The following is a 16,820-nucleotide window of genomic DNA, read 5'->3' as shown; positions in this document are numbered from 1 at the left end:
GATCCGCTCGTGACATAACGGAATTGCCCAACTCCTTCCATCTCTGGCACCACCCCAAGGTACTGTAGTCATGTCCTAACACGATCGGTTTGTTGCCTTCAACCAAATTCGGTTGATGTACAAAGCTCCTGTCTTTTAACGTTTTGGCGTGCGGTCTTCCCCATCCTGTATGGTCTCCTGCTAGCAATGGGCGAATGTCTTTGGGTATTTGTTCCACACACAGCCGTCTGAGCCTTCCTCGTCTTGGTCGACTGTCTTTTAATGATTCATATAAGCTTGACCATTTTCGCCGATACACCGCAGATAACGATAATTCCGCAAATGACTTTACGCTTGGACTGGTTAATACTGCATCCATCAGGTCAAATATTGCATCCCGTCCGTTTCCTAAAAATCTATATACCTGTTGACGAAATTCTTGTAGTTTGTCAATAATCATGACTGTAGATGTCCTTTTTCTTTTTCATCTACTTTAGGCAGTTTGTATCTCTTTTACTCTGCCTTTTTTACCTTTCTTAGTCTAAACTCCAGTCACCAAGTCTTTGCCACAAAACTCTGATCGTTGACGATCGCTACTGTATCCCCTGAAGGCTTAATCAGAAATAATCCTTCCTGCGTGGCATATTCATCGGCTCTCTCATCCACCTTAATCCCAGCGATTAATCATTTCAATTACTTTGTCTATTTCAATCCCAGAGAGTCTTTATTTCAGATGAAGCCCTTAACATCTCATCTCTTGTAATCAACGTTGTCTGATAATAACTAGCCGTTGCTGCAATCACACGATCATGAATATCCCATTCTTTTGGTAATGTAAGCATCGCTTGAAAAACAGGGAAATCAAAAGCTACCACTGTAAAACTATCTCCCTGATTAATTTGTTGCAAAATCTCCTCAACTGTCACCTGTACCTTACCTTTCTCCGCAATATGTGTAAGTTCAGCCAAAACAAGTGTCGGGATTAAGACTTGAACATCTCCTTCTTGAGCCTGATTAAGAATGTTTTCAGCTAAGGATGATAAGCGTTTGTCTTCAGCAATAAACCAAGCTAGAGCATGGGTATCAACCAAATAAGTATCCATTTGATTTGCTACTCTTGCCAGTTATTTGAATCTTTAAATATAGCCATTCGCGCATCGGTAAAATCCTCATCATGAATCTCAAAATCTTTCCATAGACCTTTGATAGAAGTTTTCTTACGAGGACTGTGTAACAACTGATTACTTACAATCTTTTTTAAACTTTCAAGCTCTTCTTGAAGAGACTGAATACGAAGCAAAATATATTGACTCATAATAAGTTACCTCTTTAATAATCTAATTCTACAACCGTTCACCAAGTCTTTGCTACAAAATCCTGACCATTAGCGATCGCTACCGTATCACCTGAAGGCTTAATCAGAAACAGCCCTTCCTGCGTGGCATATTCATCGGCTCGCTCATCCACCTTAATCCCAGCGATCGCCCCATAGAGTTTATAACTTTGATACTTAGGCAGAGCCTGTTTAAAACGATCTAAAGTGATTAAAAATCGCTTCACATCGCGAACTTCTAAATGAGACTTGACCTCAATCGCCACCACTTCATTAGTATTTTCGGCGAGAACATCAATTTCGATAGAACCATTTGCATCCTGAGCTTCCACTCGCAAGGCTGTAAAATGCACTTCAATCCCCTTCTCGCGAAACATCCGTACTGCCGCAGGTCTAACTAAATTTTCGACAAACTCACCCCAACGACTCGTAATCCCCCCGACTTGCCTATTTGTCTGCGCGACAATTTTTTTGAGTTCAGCCATTTCCTGCTCGGATGCGCTCTTGTACTTCTGTAAAGCTTCTTCAGAAGCTTGCTTATAATTTTCCAAAGACTGGAGAACAACTTGTTGCTGTTCTTTGCGTTGGCGTTCACTTTCACGAAACAACTCAAAAATATCATCTATGGTTACAGGGCGTTGAGACATAAATTTTAGCGATCGCTTTAGATGTTAATAATGATTATAAGCCCCCAACAATGAGTGGCGGCGCTTCGCACCGCCACTCATCTTTTCTGTAACTAGCGTAAACTGTAAATAGCGATCGCTAGATGAGTAAAGTTAGGAGATACGCAGATGACCACCCTATTACGAATCTCACAGATTGAAACCTTAGCAGGACAAAGTACAATCCTCCATGATATCGACTGGCAACAATTTGAATCGATCCTCCAAGACCTTGGTGACAAGCGCAGATCGAGAATTGCTTATTTAAACGGCGTACTAGAAATTGCTTTGCCCCTGCCTGAAAGCGAAAAAATTAAAGTTTTGATTAGAGATTTTGTCCAAGTCCTGATGGACGAAATGGAGATAGATTTTGAAGGGTTTGGATCTACAACCTTCAAGCGCATTGACAAACTCGCAGGACTAGAACCCGATGACTGTTTCTACATTCAAAATAATGTCGCTATGCGTGGTATCCGCAAACTAGACATGACCATCGATCCTCCACCCGATCTAGCGATCGAGGTAGATGTAACTTCCAAAACTAAGTTTGATGTTTACCGCGTCCTCGGTGTACCTGAACTATGGCTATACGATGAGACATTGAAAATTTATATCTTGCGTGATGGCGATTATGTCGAATCGGAATTAAGTCCTATTTTTGGAGATATTCCTATTCGCGATATCATACCACAGTTTTTAGAGATAAGTCTTAGCCAAGGACGCAGCACAGCGATGAAGGCTTTTCGAGTATGGATGCAAGAGAATCTATCCCGATGATTCTTGGCGACTTAGCAATTCCCAAACTGCTTGACGAATGAACTGCTCATCTTCAGGGTTTTGATAGGGATTGCCCGCACGATGTCCCCAGATTGATGGAATGGGAAGATATGAACTATGGGGAATCAGAACCGCTTCGCGATCGCAGTCTTCGGGGGTAAAATACAAATCCGTCGTGCTGGGCATAACTAGGGTTTTCGCTTGGATTGATCGCATGGCAAGTTCATAATCTTTTTGATAAACGGGATTATCGCTGACATCGCACCTGAGCCAAGTATCAAGCATTGCCATCAAATTTCGCGGATCGCGCTTGCGATAACCTGCTTCCCAACCACGCAGTAGATAATCTTCGAGAGATTCGTAACCGAATTGATAATATAAACCTTCGCGATAAAAGGCTTGGGATGCTGCCCAACTGGCATAAATTCTGGCAAAGGTGCGAAATCCGCGATCGGGAATACCATCAAAACTAGTTCCATTCCAAGTGGGATCGGCTGTGAGGGAATAGCGCAAACTCTCTAAGAAGATGCGATTGTGATCGGTGGTTTTCGCAGTGCCACAAATCGCGGCGATACGTTCCACGCGATCGCTATATAACGCACCCCAATGATAGGCTTGCTGTGCGCCCATCGACCATCCGTAAACTAGGGCTAAGCGTTCAATTCCAAAGACTTCGCGCAGCAATTGCTCTTGAGCCGTAACATTATCTAGATGGGTAAACCAGAAACCTTGCTCTGCTAAGCCACATTCAGCGCAATTGCTAGGCGAACTCGATAGCCCATTCCCAAACATATTGATAATAATCACGAACCATTTTGTCGGATCGAGAATACCATCAGGTCGCACTAGCCATTCAATATCAGGATGTTGCGCTCCGTAGGAGGTGGGATAGAGAATCACATTCGAGCGATCGCCATTTAGTTCGCCATAGGTCTGATACACCAATTGCGCTTGTGGCAGAGTTGCCCCGCACTGAAGCTGAAAGTTCTTAATTTCAAAAACATTCATGCTGCCGAGTTTCCCGTCTTCTCACCAAAATTAGCGATGATTTGCCTGTGGACATTGAAGTAGCCCTTTTCCACACATTCAAAATGAGAACCTAATTTCGCATGGGCTGCTCCTAATTGATGAAAGGGAATAGAAGCATAGAGATGATGTTCGGCATGGTAGGATATATTCCAGATCAGGAATCGCAATGGCGCAAGGGTGAGGGTGGTACGGGTATTGGCAAGCATATTGTCGGTATTGGGGCGATCGGTATGCTCGGCTAGGAGCAGGAATCTTAAAATCGGCTGACCGACTGCGAGGGGGAGCATCCAATAGGTGATAAACCAAGGCTGTTGGAAATATACGGAAATAGCGATCGCCACTACATAAACCAATAGCTGTAAACGGGTCGAGCGAATCACTTCGGCATAGGAATTTTCGGGAATAAAGGGACAGTTCTCGAAGTTGCCGATCGCTGTGAGGAAATGTCTCTTAAACTTGCCAATCCACCAAGTAATCCCGCTAATTTCGATGATATATTCCTTGAGATTAGTCGGCTTGCGATCGCTTAATTCAGGATCTTTATCGAGAATCTGTGTATAGCGATGATGCCACTTGTGATAGAGCCGATAGAAGGTACTGTTATAAAAAGATAATAGTCCTGCAAACCAACAAAGCACATCATTGGCGCGATTATTGGTAAAAACGGTGCGATGGGAGGATTCATGCAGTGGCGCAAACATAATTGCAAAGCTAAATCCATATAGCACTAGGGCAGGTATGGCAATAAACCAGCGATCGCTCAGATTCCCCATATTTGTGCCCCAGAGATAGCCACTACCAACCATCACGGTAAGATGTCCTAGTAATTGGAAAGTTCCTTTGACATTCGACTTGACATTTAAAGCGCTTAATTCTTGAGGAGAAAGAAGTTGATTCGGTTTTAGAACGGATTTTCCTGAATTTAATTTCAAATTCATTTCAGTGTTAATTTCAGTGTTAATTTCATTCGGTGATAGAGAAATTACATCTACTTCACTATCAATTTCGCTATCAATATTTTTAACATTTTTAACATCGCTGGAAAACATGATTAAAAACTCATTATTTACTTAAATTAGGGCATTTGGCGCTTCATGCCGTTATACCCTATGAGTATCGCGCCAAAAAGTTTTTGAATAAGTCAAAGTTAATACTAAACAGCTAAGATCTATGCTCCTACATTTATCCACATGGCAAGAAGTCGAAGCCTACCTAAAGCGATCGCCAGCGGTAATTATTCCCATCGGCTCCACCGAGCAGCATGGACCCACAGGCTTAATCGGGACTGATTTTATTTGTGCAGAAGCGATCGCCCGTGCGGTTGGGGAAAAAGCCGATGCTTTGGTTACTTCCACGCTGACGCTGGGCATGGCGGAACATCATACGGGCTTTGCAGGCACGATTAGCCTCAAGCCATCCACCCTTACCCTAGTAATTCATGATGTGGTGCGATCGCTCGCCAAACACGGATTTAAACGTTTTTTCTTTCTCAATGGTCATGGTGGCAATATTGCCGTACTGAAAAATGCCTTTACCGAGATTGCTAACGAACTGCCCGATACAAGCTTTCGGCTCGGTAACTGGTGGGCAAGTAACGAAATTTATAAGCTGGTGAAAGAGTTATATGGCAATCAAGAAGGCTACCATGCCACACCTAGCGAAATTGCGGTAACCATGTATCTTTACCCTGACTCGATTAAGAACGCGCCGCTCAGCCAATCGGTCAATAAGGATAGCCGCATCTATAGCCCTGAAGAATTTCGTCAACGCTATCCCGATGGACGGATGGGTTCAAATCCAGCCCTTGCCAAAGTCGAGCATGGGAAACAACTTTTTGAACTAGCCGTCAAAGAGCTAGTCAGCCAATACAACGATTTTCTTGCCGAGGCTTAATATGTAAGTAGCTAAGCATAAGAGCGTACCGCCCGCGTAGCAGGCGATACGCTCTCTGGCTTTGGTTTTTAATTATACCCAGCTACTTAATATGGACTAATACCAATTCACGAAAGTGTGGCAACACTTTTGTGAATTAAAAACCAAACCTAGTAAGGATTTGAAAAACTAAAAATGGTTCCGCCATTTTTAGTTTTGGTATAAAGCAAGATTAAGTCATTTACAGCAACGTGTAAAATCACTAATCGTTGTATGCTGATCAACTTAAACATCAAAAGTACTTGCATTTTGGCATCATGCTCGATCGTGCAGCGATAACCGTAGCTATCTCCCTATGCCCTGAAGAAGCAGTTTGCTACTTAGCGAGGGTCTATACAACCTTAGTGGTTTTCAATCCACCTGAGTTTATCAAAACATCCGTTGGTAGCAGAGTGCTAATTCATTCCCTTGGATATCCCGATAACCCCGAATCTGCTTATATATGCAAACAACTGATGGATGAGTTTGGCTTTGATACCGAAACTTTTCCTGCAACTGCTCTACAGGGGCTAGCCACGATCGATTCGATATTTCCCTGCGATCGCCAAAACCTAGAAGTAGATTTTGAAATAGATCGCCAGCTAGATATTGCACCCACAAGCCTCATCGATATTCAATCAAGGGTAGAAGATCGCGGGCAATCAGCATGGCTAGTACAACTAAAAGAAACCTACTTTCTGCAAGAACCAATTTATGATGTTTTGCCTCCCATCAATACCGAAACAGGCAATGTTTGGCTACCACAACATAAGTCCCATTTAGAGGATTTTCGCAAAGCCCTAAGGCGAGACATTCTCCGCAGCAAGGTTTAAAGATAGAAAGGCTTCGCAAAGCGAAGCCTTTCTATCTTTATTAGACCAAGTTAAGAAATGGTTATGCCATTTTGAGCTTTGAAAACCCTTACTGGGTTTAATTTTTAATTCACGAAAGTGTTGTCACACTTTCGTGAATTAAAAATTAAACCAGAGAGCGTACCACCCGCGTAGCGGGCAGTACGCTCTTCTAGGTTTTAAGTTTACTTATGCTGAACTACTTAAATTTCAAGGAATCAGAAAAGATTGCAATTTACTACTACCTTCTGTTCTCAGGAAATTACTAGCAAAAATCAAACGTTTTTTCTCAGGGTTATCGGCTATCCCAGTCACAATGGGTGGATAGTAAATATGGCTATTCATCAAAGTGGGAGTTCGCCATAGTAATTTGCCAGTTTTATCGTCAAAGGCACTGACCCAACTATTGTTATCAGCGGAACCATAAAAGCCCAAAGTCACATTTTTGATTTCCATATCTTCTATATAAACTTGCCCATCTACCCAAGTTAAATGTTGAGGATCATTATCATAGACACGATTTACTGTAAATCTGCGTAAAAATCTGCCCGTTTCCTTGTCTAAAACTACAAAGTTACCACGAGAATTCTGTTTAGGTTCCCAGATTAAAACTTCACGATCGCTAACGGCTTTAACTTTGCCAGTAATGACATACGACCATTTCTCCTTACCAGTTTGAAGAGCGATCGCACGGATGCGTCCCGACGGCTGCGTCTTGGTATTACCAAAGACCGAAGTATAGATCGTATCTCCAAAAACATTGGCTGACCATAAGCCATTAGGATCTTGCGGCGCTTCCCAAGTCCAAAGAACTTTGCCTGATGCAACATCTATCACCGTAAATTGTTCGAGCCGACCTGCGGTTGTGTCATGAAAGGAAGGTAACAACAAAATTCCATTCTGCACCACTGGGTTGATTGCCTGAATACCAATCAACCCATTAGTTTTAGGAAGTTGGTACGACCAAAGCGTTTTCTCTTTAGTACTACCATACACCTTTGTTTGATAGTCCATGCGACTGGAGGGGCTATCATCAATTGGGATAGAATCACCATATACCGCAATATCCTGATGTATCCCCATCAAGCGATCGCGGATACCGCCATCCATATATTCTGTATATTTAAACGATGCTTTAGGAGAGCCAGTTTCAGGCTCAAATCCCACAACGCCATTGTCATGACTGGCATAAATAGTGCCATTCTCTAAAATTAACTTGCGACTACCAAGAGTCTGATGAGATGGTAATTGCTGCTGCCACTGCACTTTTCCTGATGCGGTATTAATCGCCACTAAATTTGCCAAATAATCCCTTGGCTCTCCACTATACTTCTGGTTCTCAATTGCAAACACCATCTCACCAGTCGTAATCAGTGGGGTGCTCGTTTCTAAATTAGCAGTCCATTCAGGCTGAAGGATTACTTCAGGATTATTTGCATAGGCGACAAGATGTAAACCTAGCAGCAGCACTAAAGAAATCAGAAAGTATTTTCCAAAATTGACCAGTTTTCGAGAATATTGCAGTTTAAATTTTGATGGTATTACCTGCATAACAGCGATCGCCATATTTGTCCACGACCCTAAACTTTACAAGTCTATAATTTATATTAAATTCATAAATAAAATCAATTATTAAAGTTAAATCAAGATTAAATCCCTATCGGTGTCCCTTTTGGTAGATTGGAAATTGGGAAATCAGTAGTAATAAATACATTTTTATTTATAAGGATCGGTTCAGAAATATGAGCAGTAAGACCAACCGCGTTGTTGTGATTGGAGTTGCAGGTGATTCTGGTTGTGGGAAATCCACATTTTTAGGAAGACTCAAGGATCTGTTTGGCGAAGAATTTATGACCGTGATTTGTCTAGATGACTATCATAGTCTTGATCGCAAACAGCGAAAGGCAACAGGGATTACTGCTCTCGATCCTCGTGCCAACAATTTTGATCTGATGTACGAGCAAATTAAGGCTCTCAAGGAAGGCAAATCGGTGATGAAGCCGATCTACAACCACGAAACAGGTTTAATCGATCCGCCCGAACTCATCGAGCCCAATAAAGTCATCGTTATCGAAGGCTTGCATCCGATCTATGACGAGCGTGTACGGAAACTTCTTGATTTCAGCATTTATCTCGATCTCAGTAATGAAGTCAAGATCGCTTGGAAAATTCAACGTGACATGGCCGAACGCGGTCATACCCTCAGCGATGTCGTGCAAGCGATCGAATCACGGCGACCAGACTTTGAAGCTTATATCGATCCCCAAAAAGCCCATGCCGATATCATCATTCAGATTCTACCTACCAATCTCCTTCCCCATGATAGCGAGCAAAAAGTATTGCGCGTGCGTTTGATTCAACGTACTGGAGTTGAGGGGTTAGAACCAGCATATCTCTTTGATGAAGGGTCAACAATTTCTTGGATTCCCTGCGGTACCAAACTAACCTGCTCCTATCCTGGCATTAAGCTATTTTCGGGTCCCGATAGCTGGCTCGGTCAACCCGTCAGTGTTTTGGAAATCGACGGACAATTTGATCGCCTTGAAGAGATGGTCTATATCGAAAATCATCTCAGTAGTACCAATACCAAGTTTTACGGTGAATTGACGCAACTCCTACTCAAGCACCCCGATTATCCAGGTTCTAACAATGGTACGGGTTTGTTGCAAATCATTGTGGGGCTAAAGATGCGGGCAACCTTTGAGAAATTGACACAACCAGTAGAACCCGTCACTGCATAGGGCTGCGATCGCATTTATAGAGTTGCGGCGCGAAGCACCGCAACTCTATGAATGTTTTTTATAGGTGTTCTTTGCACTTGTCCAAACATAGGCGATCGCCGCATTGCTACACAAAGGGACTACTAAACCAAGAGCCAGAATCATCATGATGTTCAAAAAGCAGACGGCGACGGCATAGGTTGACGACTTCAGGAGTGAGGACATAATCCCTGTTCAGACATTGCTGCAAAGTTTGCCGATCGCGATCGCTAATGGTAGAGAGTCGATGCATCCGATCCGTCTCTAAAACTTGAGTGAGAGTCTCTAGCGAAATCGGTGGATTTTGTGATTGCAAGCAGCCTTGTAAAATCGATAGTAAATAGGGTAAATGCCCATGACTTTCCAAACACAGACAATCGAGAGTTTCTAAGCGATCAAAGCAATCCGTCACCCTTTCCAACCATTTTTCGGGAGCAGTATTCGGCAGCATTCTCGCTAAAACAACTTGACGCAGTAGGTTTAAACTCTCAGAATTAAAGACCCCAAGGCGATCGCGAAGCTGCAAGTTGGACAATATAATCGGCGCATTGCCCTTTAAATACTTCTGAAATCTCTGCTGAAATTGCTCATCGCTATGGATAATTGCCAAAAGTGGCATGGTGTAAATTGTGTGACATTGAAACTGCCGTAAATACTTCCCACCTTCACCAAAAATAATTTTGGCTTGTTCGAGAGACAAGCGATCGAGGTTATCAACCAAAATAACCAGTCCCTTCTTCCCTAAATGCTTCAAGCGATCAATCTCCGTTCCCGTGACTTCTTCAATGGCAACAAGTAAGGGGTTTTTGATCCGTGACTCAAAGTAATGTTGTAACTGGCGACGATGCTGCTCGCTATCTTGTAAAGCTTGCAAAATTCTTTGTAAACGTGGAACATAGGTAGAAATACCAATGGGAGAAGGCAACCGCATCCATTTTTCAATTTCAGAGATCGCATTGGGCAAGTAGGCGAGCGATAACGAATCGCCTTTGCTTTCAAGTTGTTGCACGATCGCCGTCAGGATCATCAGCCAAATCTCAGTTAACCCCACGTCATCAATCTGTAGATATTTATCCGCAGCACAGTGAATTACGGCAAAACCTTGCAGCTCTAGCTCAAATTTCAACCTTAACAATTCCGTCGATTTACCGCTACCGATATGCCCTGAGAGCAATTGACAGGTTGGTTTGTTGGGAGACAGCGCGATCGCTCTCCGCATTCTTTTGACAACATCATCCCCCTTTGCCGCCGCTAAATCTACATAATAATGCTCTTCTTTTGGTAAAACGATGGCAAAGCTAGGGTTGCAGGCATGGAGAGATTCTAGGTTTGTCATAATGCATATTATTTATCTTGAAATATCTTGAAATATCTTGAGATTGAATTGAATAATTGAACAAATTCTAATTGAACAAATTCTCGATCGCACATACTCGACACATCTGCCATCGAGATAGTTCCCCAATCAAAGCAGGACGATTGCATCTCGGACATTTTGGCATTTGATTGGTTCTCAACTTCATCACATCTTGCCAACGTTGAAATGCATCATTTGCCGTTGCAGGTGGCTTAGGCGTTTCTGGCTGAACAACTTTAAGATTTGGTTTGAGTGGTTTGGATGGCATCTGGGCAGGTGGTAAGTAACTGGGGTGATCCTCGGTCACAGCTTGACGTTCTTTCACGATTTCTTTCAATATCTGTTGTTGCGTCGCCCATTTTGCCGTAGAAAAATGAATATCAGCGATCGCTAAGTTTCCCAAATCGCTAAATAGTGCATTAATCTTCGCCAATATGCGTACCCTCTCAAAGGTCAGCGCTTGCGACCAAATTGCACTTGAGACTGCTACCTGTAAAGTTTTTTGATATACCCCAATCGGACAGGTTTGCAGCGCTACCGATTCACCAACAATATCAGACCATTTTTCAACGATCAACAAATATTGACAGCGTTGCTGCCAACTGGTGCGGGACTGGATACCATGCAAAATATTTGGTAACCCTGTTAGGGACATATCCATAAACCAAACATATCTTTTGCTTAAGACTAAGTAGTTAAGCATAAGTAAACTTAAAACCTAGAAGAGAGTACCGCCCGCTACGCGGGCGGTACTCTCTCTGGTTTTCGTTTTTAATCATGCTGAACTACTTAGCAATCATTTTACGCTTTCCGATCTTCAGATTAGCATTTCTATAAACAGCTACCACTCCCACTCTATACAGTAATCTTACAGCAATTATCAATCAAACTAACCACAAGGTAATTCTTGAAAGCGTTACGAAGCAGCGCTTTCAAGAATTTACCTAGTTTGGGTTTGAGCGCAAATCGCTGTAGGACAGCTATGGATTTCTATAAATGAGGATGGGAATTGCCAAGCGTCAACCCAAAAGATGGGTGACAGTGCGCCGCCACCCATCTTTTGGGTTTTATAGCTGTAGGCGTTTACCTTAGGAAACAGCGATAATATTCACAGTTGATTGTGAGTAAAGATTTTCTATGTTTGAAAATTTATTTAAATCGCCCAATGCCGATCGCATTCCTAAAGGACAGCGGCTAACCAATGGCTTCCCAATCATGACCTATGGAGATACGCCCAATATTCAACGTCAAGATTGGCAATTGAGGGTTTGGGGACTAGCTACAGAGAAAACCTTCACATGGGATGACTTGATGGCAATGCCTCAAACTGAATTTACGGCTGACTTTCACTGCGTCACCACATGGTCAAAACTAGATGTCAAATGGCAAGGGATCAAAGTAACTGACTTTTTAAAGTACATCGAAATCGAGCCGCAAGCTTTACATTTAATGGAACATTGTTACGGTGGCTATACAACCAATATTGCGATGGAGGACTTTGTGCGGGAAGAAAATTTCTTTGCCCATACGCTTTTTGGTAAGCCTTTACCCGTTGATAATGGCGGTCCCGTACGATTAGTAGTCCCCCATCTTTATGCTTGGAAAAGTGCTAAGTGGCTGAATGGGCTAGAGTTTCTCAACAAAATGCAGCTTGGTTTCTGGGAACGTAATGGCTATCATCATCGTGGCGAACCCTTTGCCGAGGAAAGGTATAGCGCTTTCTAGTCGATTGGAGATACCCCCCAAAAGAGGGTTGCCGCGCGAAGCGCGGCAACCCTCTTTTGGGTTAACAAGACTGGCGGCAGTATAACTGCGCCTAGCTGCTTAACGTGACTAGCGATAGCGATAAAATGACAATATGGTAAAAAAGAAAAAAAGTGAATCTAAGGGGTGGAACTTATTCCGTAAAACCTTATACAAGTCTTTATCAGTATTTCGTTACGGTATCAAGGCTCTAGGCTTGGTCTGGACGACTAGTCGAACTTTGACCCTAGCGATCGCCTTGTTTACCCTGATGGGGGGATTGCTACCTGCGGCGATCGCTTATGTGGGAAAACTAATCGTTGATAGTGTGGTCATCGCTTCCCACAGTGGACTAGGGAGCGATCGTCATTTAGCCCTGAGCTATGTTGGCTGGGAAGCTTTCTTAATTATTGTTTTAGCCGCCGCACAAAAAGGCTTAAACATATCGCAATCATTGCTGCGGGTATTGCTCGGACAGAAGGTGAATGTATTAATTCTCGAAAAAGCACTCACCCTCAATCTGGCTCATTTTGAGGATTCCGAATTCTATGACAAGATGACTCAAGCGCGATCGCAGGCTTCTAATCGTCCTCTATCGCTGATTAGCCGTATCTTTGGTTTGGGTCAATCAGCTTTAACTTTAGTAACCTTTAGCGGGCTGTTATGGCATTTTTCGATCTGGGCTGTAATGGTCTTGATTTTGGCAGCAATTCCCGCGTTTGTAGCCGAAACCAGATTTTCAGAACATGCATTCCGTTTATTTCGATGGCGATCGCCTGAGACCAGACAGCAACATTATTTAGAGACATTACTGGCGCGGGAAGACTATGCCAAGGAGGTGCAACTTTATCAATTAGGCGGAATGCTATTACAGCGCTATCGTGATATTTTTAACCGCCTTTACGATGAGGATCGCCATCTTACAATTCAAAAAGGAATTTGGGGATATTTACTAGGACTACTCAGTACGGGAGCATTTTATGCCGCTTACGCTTGGATCGTAATCGAGGCGATCGCAGGCAAGATCAGCTTGGGGGAAATGACCATGTATTTAGTGGTCTTCCGTCAAGGTCAATCAACCTTTGCCTCAGCATTAACCTCCATTGGCGGCATGTACGAAGACAATCTCTATTTAGCCAACCTATACGAATTTCTCGAACAACCCATTCCTAAATTCTACGGCACGATCAAACAAGGAATTACATCGGATGGCATTAGATTTGAGAATGTTTCCTTCTGTTATCCTGAAAGCCAAGAGCCAGTGTTAAAGGATATTTCTTTACATTTAAGGCAAGGACAGAAACTAGCGATCGTGGGCGAAAATGGCTCTGGGAAAACCACTCTGATTAAGCTGTTAACAAGGCTCTATATTCCCAGTAGCGGCAGGATTTTGCTGGATGGTGTAGATCTGAATGATTGGGATCTAGATGCATTGCGAAATAGAATTGGGGTGATTTTTCAGAACTTTGTCCAGTACCAATTTACCGTGGGCGAGAATGTCGGAGTCGGGAATGTGGCAAGACTCGAAGATGCCCAAGAATGGGAAATTGCTACCGAAAAAGGGATGGCAAAAGCATTCATTAATAATATGCCCCAGAAATTTAGTACCCAGCTAGGCAAATGGTTTAAGGGCGGTCAAGAGTTATCGGGTGGACAATGGCAAAAGATTGCTCTATCCCGAGCCTTTATGCGATCGCAAGCCGACATTCTGGTATTAGATGAACCAACTGCGGCGATGGATGCGGAGGCAGAAATGAGCATTTTCAATCATTTTCATTCTCTCACTAAAGATCGCATGGTCGTTCTCATTTCCCATCGCTTCTCTACCGTAAGAATGGCTGATCAGATCGTCGTAATGGCAGATGGTAGAATTATCGAGCAAGGCAGTCACGAGCAATTATTAGCAGCAGATGGACGCTATGCCCATCTTTTTTCGCTGCAAGCAGCAGGTTACCAATAGCTTTTAAAGTGAAAATTATGCAAGCTTTTAACTGGCAAAAAATCCAGAATGGTTCTGATATCCGTGGTGTGGCGATCGCTGGTGTACCCAACGAAGAAGTCAACCTAACCCCTGAAGTTGTCAGTATTTTAGGTAAAGCTTTTGCAAGTTGGCTATCCCAGAAGTTAAATAAGCCGACGACAGAATTACTCATTTCCGTTGGTAGGGATAGCCGTCTTTCGGGAGCAGAATTAATGCAAGCGGTAATGACAGGAATTAATGCTCTCGGCAGTCAAGTTTATGACTTGGCGATCGCTTCTACTCCAGCTATGTTTATGAGTACGATTACCGATGGATTTAAATGCGATGGGGCAATTATGCTAACCGCGAGCCATCTCCCCTTCAATCGCAATGGCTTAAAGTTTTTTACCGCCCAAGGTGGTTTAGAGAAAAAGGATATTACGGATATTCTTACCCTTGCAGAAAAGAATGAATTTGTAGTTTCTGAATCTCAGGGCAAAATTACTGAACATAATTTTATTGCCGTTTATGCCAGTCAATTTGTTACGCAAATCCGCAGAGCGGTCAATCATCCCGAACATTACGAACAGCCCCTGAAGGGATTAAAAGTCATTGTCGATGCAGGGAATGGCGCAGGAGGATTTTATGCCGATCAGGTTTTGTTGCCTTTAGGAGCGGATATTACGGGCAGTCAATTTCTCGATCCCGATGGCACATTCCCCAACCATGTTCCCAATCCTGAGGATAAGGCGGCGATGGCAGCAATTTGTGATGCCGTAATTAAACATCAAGCGGATTTTGGCATTATTTTTGATACTGATGTCGATCGCAGTGCTGCCGTGGATCAGTTTGGTAAGGAATTAAATCGCAATCGTTTAATTGCGTTAATTTCAGCGATCGTTCTACAAGAACATCCCCAATCAACAATTGTGACGGATTCTATTACTTCCGATGGGCTCACTAAATTTATCGAAAGGGACTTACAGGGCAAACATCACCGTTTTAAGCGGGGATACAAAAATGTGATTAATGAGTCGATCCGCCTCAATCAGACAGGGCATGAGTCTTGGTTGGCGATCGAGACTTCGGGGCATGGGGCGATGAAGGAGAATTACTTCCTTGATGATGGAGCATACTTAGTCAGTAAGCTCTTAATTGAGTTAGCGAAGTCTAAATTAACGGGAAAGTCCCTCACGGATTTAATCGTGAATTTACAGGAACCGATCGAAAGCGAAGAATTTCGGATCAAGATGACGGTAGATGATTTCAAAGCCTTAGGCGATCGCCTTATTAATGATTTACAAGCCTTTGCGAGTAACCAACCAGATTGGCAAATCGTTCCTCATAACTACGAAGGAATTCGCGTTTCCTGTAATTCCATTGATGAAAATGGTTGGTTTTTACTACGCCTCTCGTTACACGATCCTGTAATGCCTTTAAATATCGAGTCCAATATTGAAGGCGGCGTTGCCAAGATTCTCCAAAGGTTAACAGCTTTCTTCCAATCCATTGAAGGGCTGGATATTTCGGCATTCTCTCGCAATGGCTAAAGATGAGTGGCGGCGCAAAGCGCCGCCACTCATCTTTAGGGTTTGACAGCAATTATCGATCAAACGAACCACAAGAAAAATTTTGAAAGCGTTGCAAAGCAAGGCTTTCAAAATTTTTCTTGGTTTGGGTTTGAGCGTAAAGCGCTGTATGTCCTAAGCAAACCTGATGTTATACCAATTCACGAAAGTGTTGACACACTTTCGTGAATTAAACACCAAACCCAGTAAGGTTTTGAGATTCCCAAAATGGCGTTGCCATTTTGGGAATTGGTATTACTTAGAAAAGGCTCGCAGAAAACAAGCCGCCGATACAAACCATGCCGATCGCCCACATTGGCGATCGCAACCAAGGTAAATCGAGAATATAAAACAAGTTAAATAAAAATCTTGCCACCAGAAAAGCAATGATATAAAGCGAAGTGCGATCGGAAGCAACATTGGTCACGTAGGCGGTGAGTGCTGCGGCTGCGAATAATGCAAATACCTCAAAGGAATTTTGGTGCGCCCATGTGGCTCGCTTTGCATAGTCTGGTAAGCGATCGAACATTGCCCTTGGTGCATTCATATCGATACCAATACGCAACCGTCCATAGGCGACCACTATATAGGGCAAATACACTAACCCCGCCGCGATCGCTATGCCATACAGCAATAGCTGCGATGGTGTAATAATAAAATTCATCATGCTTTTATATGAAGTAATGAAGACCGAGCAAAAATAAAGTTAACTTTTGTTAACTTTATCAGTACCTCAGCATAATTAAAATCTAGATATAAAACCTGCGGCGCACGCTGAGCGTGCGCCGCAGGTTTTAGGGTTTTATATTTAATTAAGCCCACTTATAACAATTCACGCAAGTGTGACAACACTTTTGTAAATTAAAAATAAACCTAGTAAGGGTTTTC

General features: G+C 43.0%; 16 protein-coding genes and 1 pseudogene. 7 read left to right on the top strand and 10 right to left on the bottom strand.

Annotated features, from left to right (window positions below):
• From PSE7429_RS24455 to PSE7429_RS12660, 4 genes and pseudogenes are all read right to left on the bottom strand, one after another.
• Nucleotides 1–439: pseudogene (locus PSE7429_RS24455) on the bottom strand (transposase); the annotation flags it as partial.
• 247 nt (nucleotides 440–686) lie between these two features.
• Nucleotides 687–1,082: a type II toxin-antitoxin system VapC family toxin gene (locus PSE7429_RS12670; RefSeq protein ID WP_009627599.1), complete on the bottom strand. Its 396-nt coding sequence runs from the start codon at nucleotides 1,080–1,082 to the stop codon at nucleotides 687–689.
• An 8-nt stretch (nucleotides 1,083–1,090) separates the two neighbouring features.
• A complete protein-coding gene (locus tag PSE7429_RS12665; RefSeq protein ID WP_009627598.1) occupies nucleotides 1,091–1,294 on the bottom strand; it encodes a hypothetical protein in 204 nt (67 codons plus the stop codon).
• Nucleotides 1,295–1,332: 38 nt separating this feature from the next.
• Complete coding sequence (locus PSE7429_RS12660) at nucleotides 1,333–1,959, bottom strand: DUF3782 domain-containing protein (RefSeq protein ID WP_009627597.1); 627 nt, start codon at nucleotides 1,957–1,959, stop codon at nucleotides 1,333–1,335.
• Between the two features lie 147 nt (nucleotides 1,960–2,106).
• Here PSE7429_RS12660 and PSE7429_RS12655 point away from each other — a divergent pair, with 147 nt between their 5' ends.
• Nucleotides 2,107–2,754: a Uma2 family endonuclease gene (locus PSE7429_RS12655; RefSeq protein ID WP_009627596.1), complete on the top strand. Its 648-nt coding sequence runs from the start codon at nucleotides 2,107–2,109 to the stop codon at nucleotides 2,752–2,754.
• Here PSE7429_RS12655 and PSE7429_RS12650 read toward each other — a convergent pair.
• Together PSE7429_RS12650 and PSE7429_RS12645 are read right to left on the bottom strand one after the other, a co-directional pair.
• Nucleotides 2,743–3,762, bottom strand: a complete 1,020-nt coding sequence (locus PSE7429_RS12650; RefSeq protein WP_009627595.1) for an alpha/beta fold hydrolase — start codon at nucleotides 3,760–3,762, stop codon at nucleotides 2,743–2,745. The genes PSE7429_RS12655 and PSE7429_RS12650 overlap by 12 nt on opposite strands.
• The gene (locus PSE7429_RS12645) at nucleotides 3,759–4,832 is read right to left on the bottom strand and encodes a fatty acid desaturase family protein (protein WP_009627594.1); all 1,074 of its coding nucleotides are present in this window, start codon (nucleotides 4,830–4,832) and stop codon (nucleotides 3,759–3,761) included. Before PSE7429_RS12645 ends, PSE7429_RS12650 begins: the two co-directional genes overlap by 4 nt.
• 121 nt (nucleotides 4,833–4,953) lie before the next feature.
• Here PSE7429_RS12645 and PSE7429_RS12640 point away from each other — a divergent pair, with 121 nt between their 5' ends.
• Both PSE7429_RS12640 and PSE7429_RS12635 read left to right on the top strand, forming a co-directional pair.
• A complete protein-coding gene (locus tag PSE7429_RS12640) occupies nucleotides 4,954–5,676 on the top strand; it encodes a creatininase family protein (RefSeq protein WP_009627593.1) in 723 nt (240 codons plus the stop codon).
• A gap of 296 nt (nucleotides 5,677–5,972) precedes the next feature.
• Nucleotides 5,973–6,527, top strand: coding sequence for a hypothetical protein (locus tag PSE7429_RS12635; RefSeq protein ID WP_009627592.1), 555 nt, complete (start codon nucleotides 5,973–5,975; stop codon nucleotides 6,525–6,527).
• A gap of 228 nt (nucleotides 6,528–6,755) precedes the next feature.
• On the opposite strand, the gene PSE7429_RS12630 is transcribed toward PSE7429_RS12635, so the two are convergent.
• Nucleotides 6,756–8,111, bottom strand: a complete 1,356-nt coding sequence (locus PSE7429_RS12630) for an outer membrane protein assembly factor BamB family protein (RefSeq protein WP_009627591.1) — start codon at nucleotides 8,109–8,111, stop codon at nucleotides 6,756–6,758.
• 176 nt (nucleotides 8,112–8,287) lie between these two features.
• Here PSE7429_RS12630 and PSE7429_RS12625 point away from each other — a divergent pair, with 176 nt between their 5' ends.
• A complete protein-coding gene (locus PSE7429_RS12625) occupies nucleotides 8,288–9,286 on the top strand; it encodes a phosphoribulokinase (protein WP_009627590.1) in 999 nt (332 codons plus the stop codon).
• 106 nt (nucleotides 9,287–9,392) lie between these two features.
• Here PSE7429_RS12625 and PSE7429_RS12620 read toward each other — a convergent pair whose 3' ends face one another.
• Entirely contained in the window at nucleotides 9,393–10,640 is a 1,248-nt protein-coding gene (locus PSE7429_RS12620; RefSeq protein WP_009627589.1) for an ATP-binding protein, read from the bottom strand.
• A gap of 67 nt (nucleotides 10,641–10,707) precedes the next feature.
• Nucleotides 10,708–11,322: a DciA family protein gene (locus PSE7429_RS12615; RefSeq protein WP_009627588.1), complete on the bottom strand. Its 615-nt coding sequence runs from the start codon at nucleotides 11,320–11,322 to the stop codon at nucleotides 10,708–10,710.
• A 476-nt stretch (nucleotides 11,323–11,798) separates the two neighbouring features.
• Here PSE7429_RS12615 and PSE7429_RS12610 point away from each other — a divergent pair, with 476 nt between their 5' ends.
• From PSE7429_RS12610 to PSE7429_RS12600, 3 genes are all read left to right on the top strand, one after another.
• Nucleotides 11,799–12,386 carry a sulfite oxidase-like oxidoreductase gene (locus tag PSE7429_RS12610; protein ID WP_009627587.1) on the top strand — a complete coding sequence of 196 codons (588 nt, stop codon included), beginning with the start codon at nucleotides 11,799–11,801 and terminating at the stop codon, nucleotides 12,384–12,386.
• Between the two features lie 133 nt (nucleotides 12,387–12,519).
• The gene (locus PSE7429_RS12605; protein WP_009627586.1) at nucleotides 12,520–14,364 is read left to right on the top strand and encodes an ABC transporter ATP-binding protein; all 1,845 of its coding nucleotides are present in this window, start codon (nucleotides 12,520–12,522) and stop codon (nucleotides 14,362–14,364) included.
• Between the two features lie 17 nt (nucleotides 14,365–14,381).
• The gene (locus PSE7429_RS12600) at nucleotides 14,382–15,914 is read left to right on the top strand and encodes a phosphomannomutase/phosphoglucomutase (protein WP_009627585.1); all 1,533 of its coding nucleotides are present in this window, start codon (nucleotides 14,382–14,384) and stop codon (nucleotides 15,912–15,914) included.
• A 277-nt stretch (nucleotides 15,915–16,191) separates the two neighbouring features.
• Here PSE7429_RS12600 and PSE7429_RS12595 read toward each other — a convergent pair whose 3' ends face one another.
• Nucleotides 16,192–16,599 carry an MAPEG family protein gene (locus PSE7429_RS12595; RefSeq protein WP_009627584.1) on the bottom strand — a complete coding sequence of 136 codons (408 nt, stop codon included), beginning with the start codon at nucleotides 16,597–16,599 and terminating at the stop codon, nucleotides 16,192–16,194.
• Nucleotides 16,600–16,820 lie beyond the last annotated feature (221 nt).

The sequence above is a fragment of the Pseudanabaena biceps PCC 7429 genome, from assembly GCF_000332215.1.
Classification (GTDB): domain Bacteria; phylum Cyanobacteriota; class Cyanobacteriia; order Pseudanabaenales; family Pseudanabaenaceae; genus Pseudanabaena; species Pseudanabaena biceps.
Note: the sequence above shows the minus strand (reverse complement) of the source record. Positions and strands in the feature narration are given on the sequence as shown.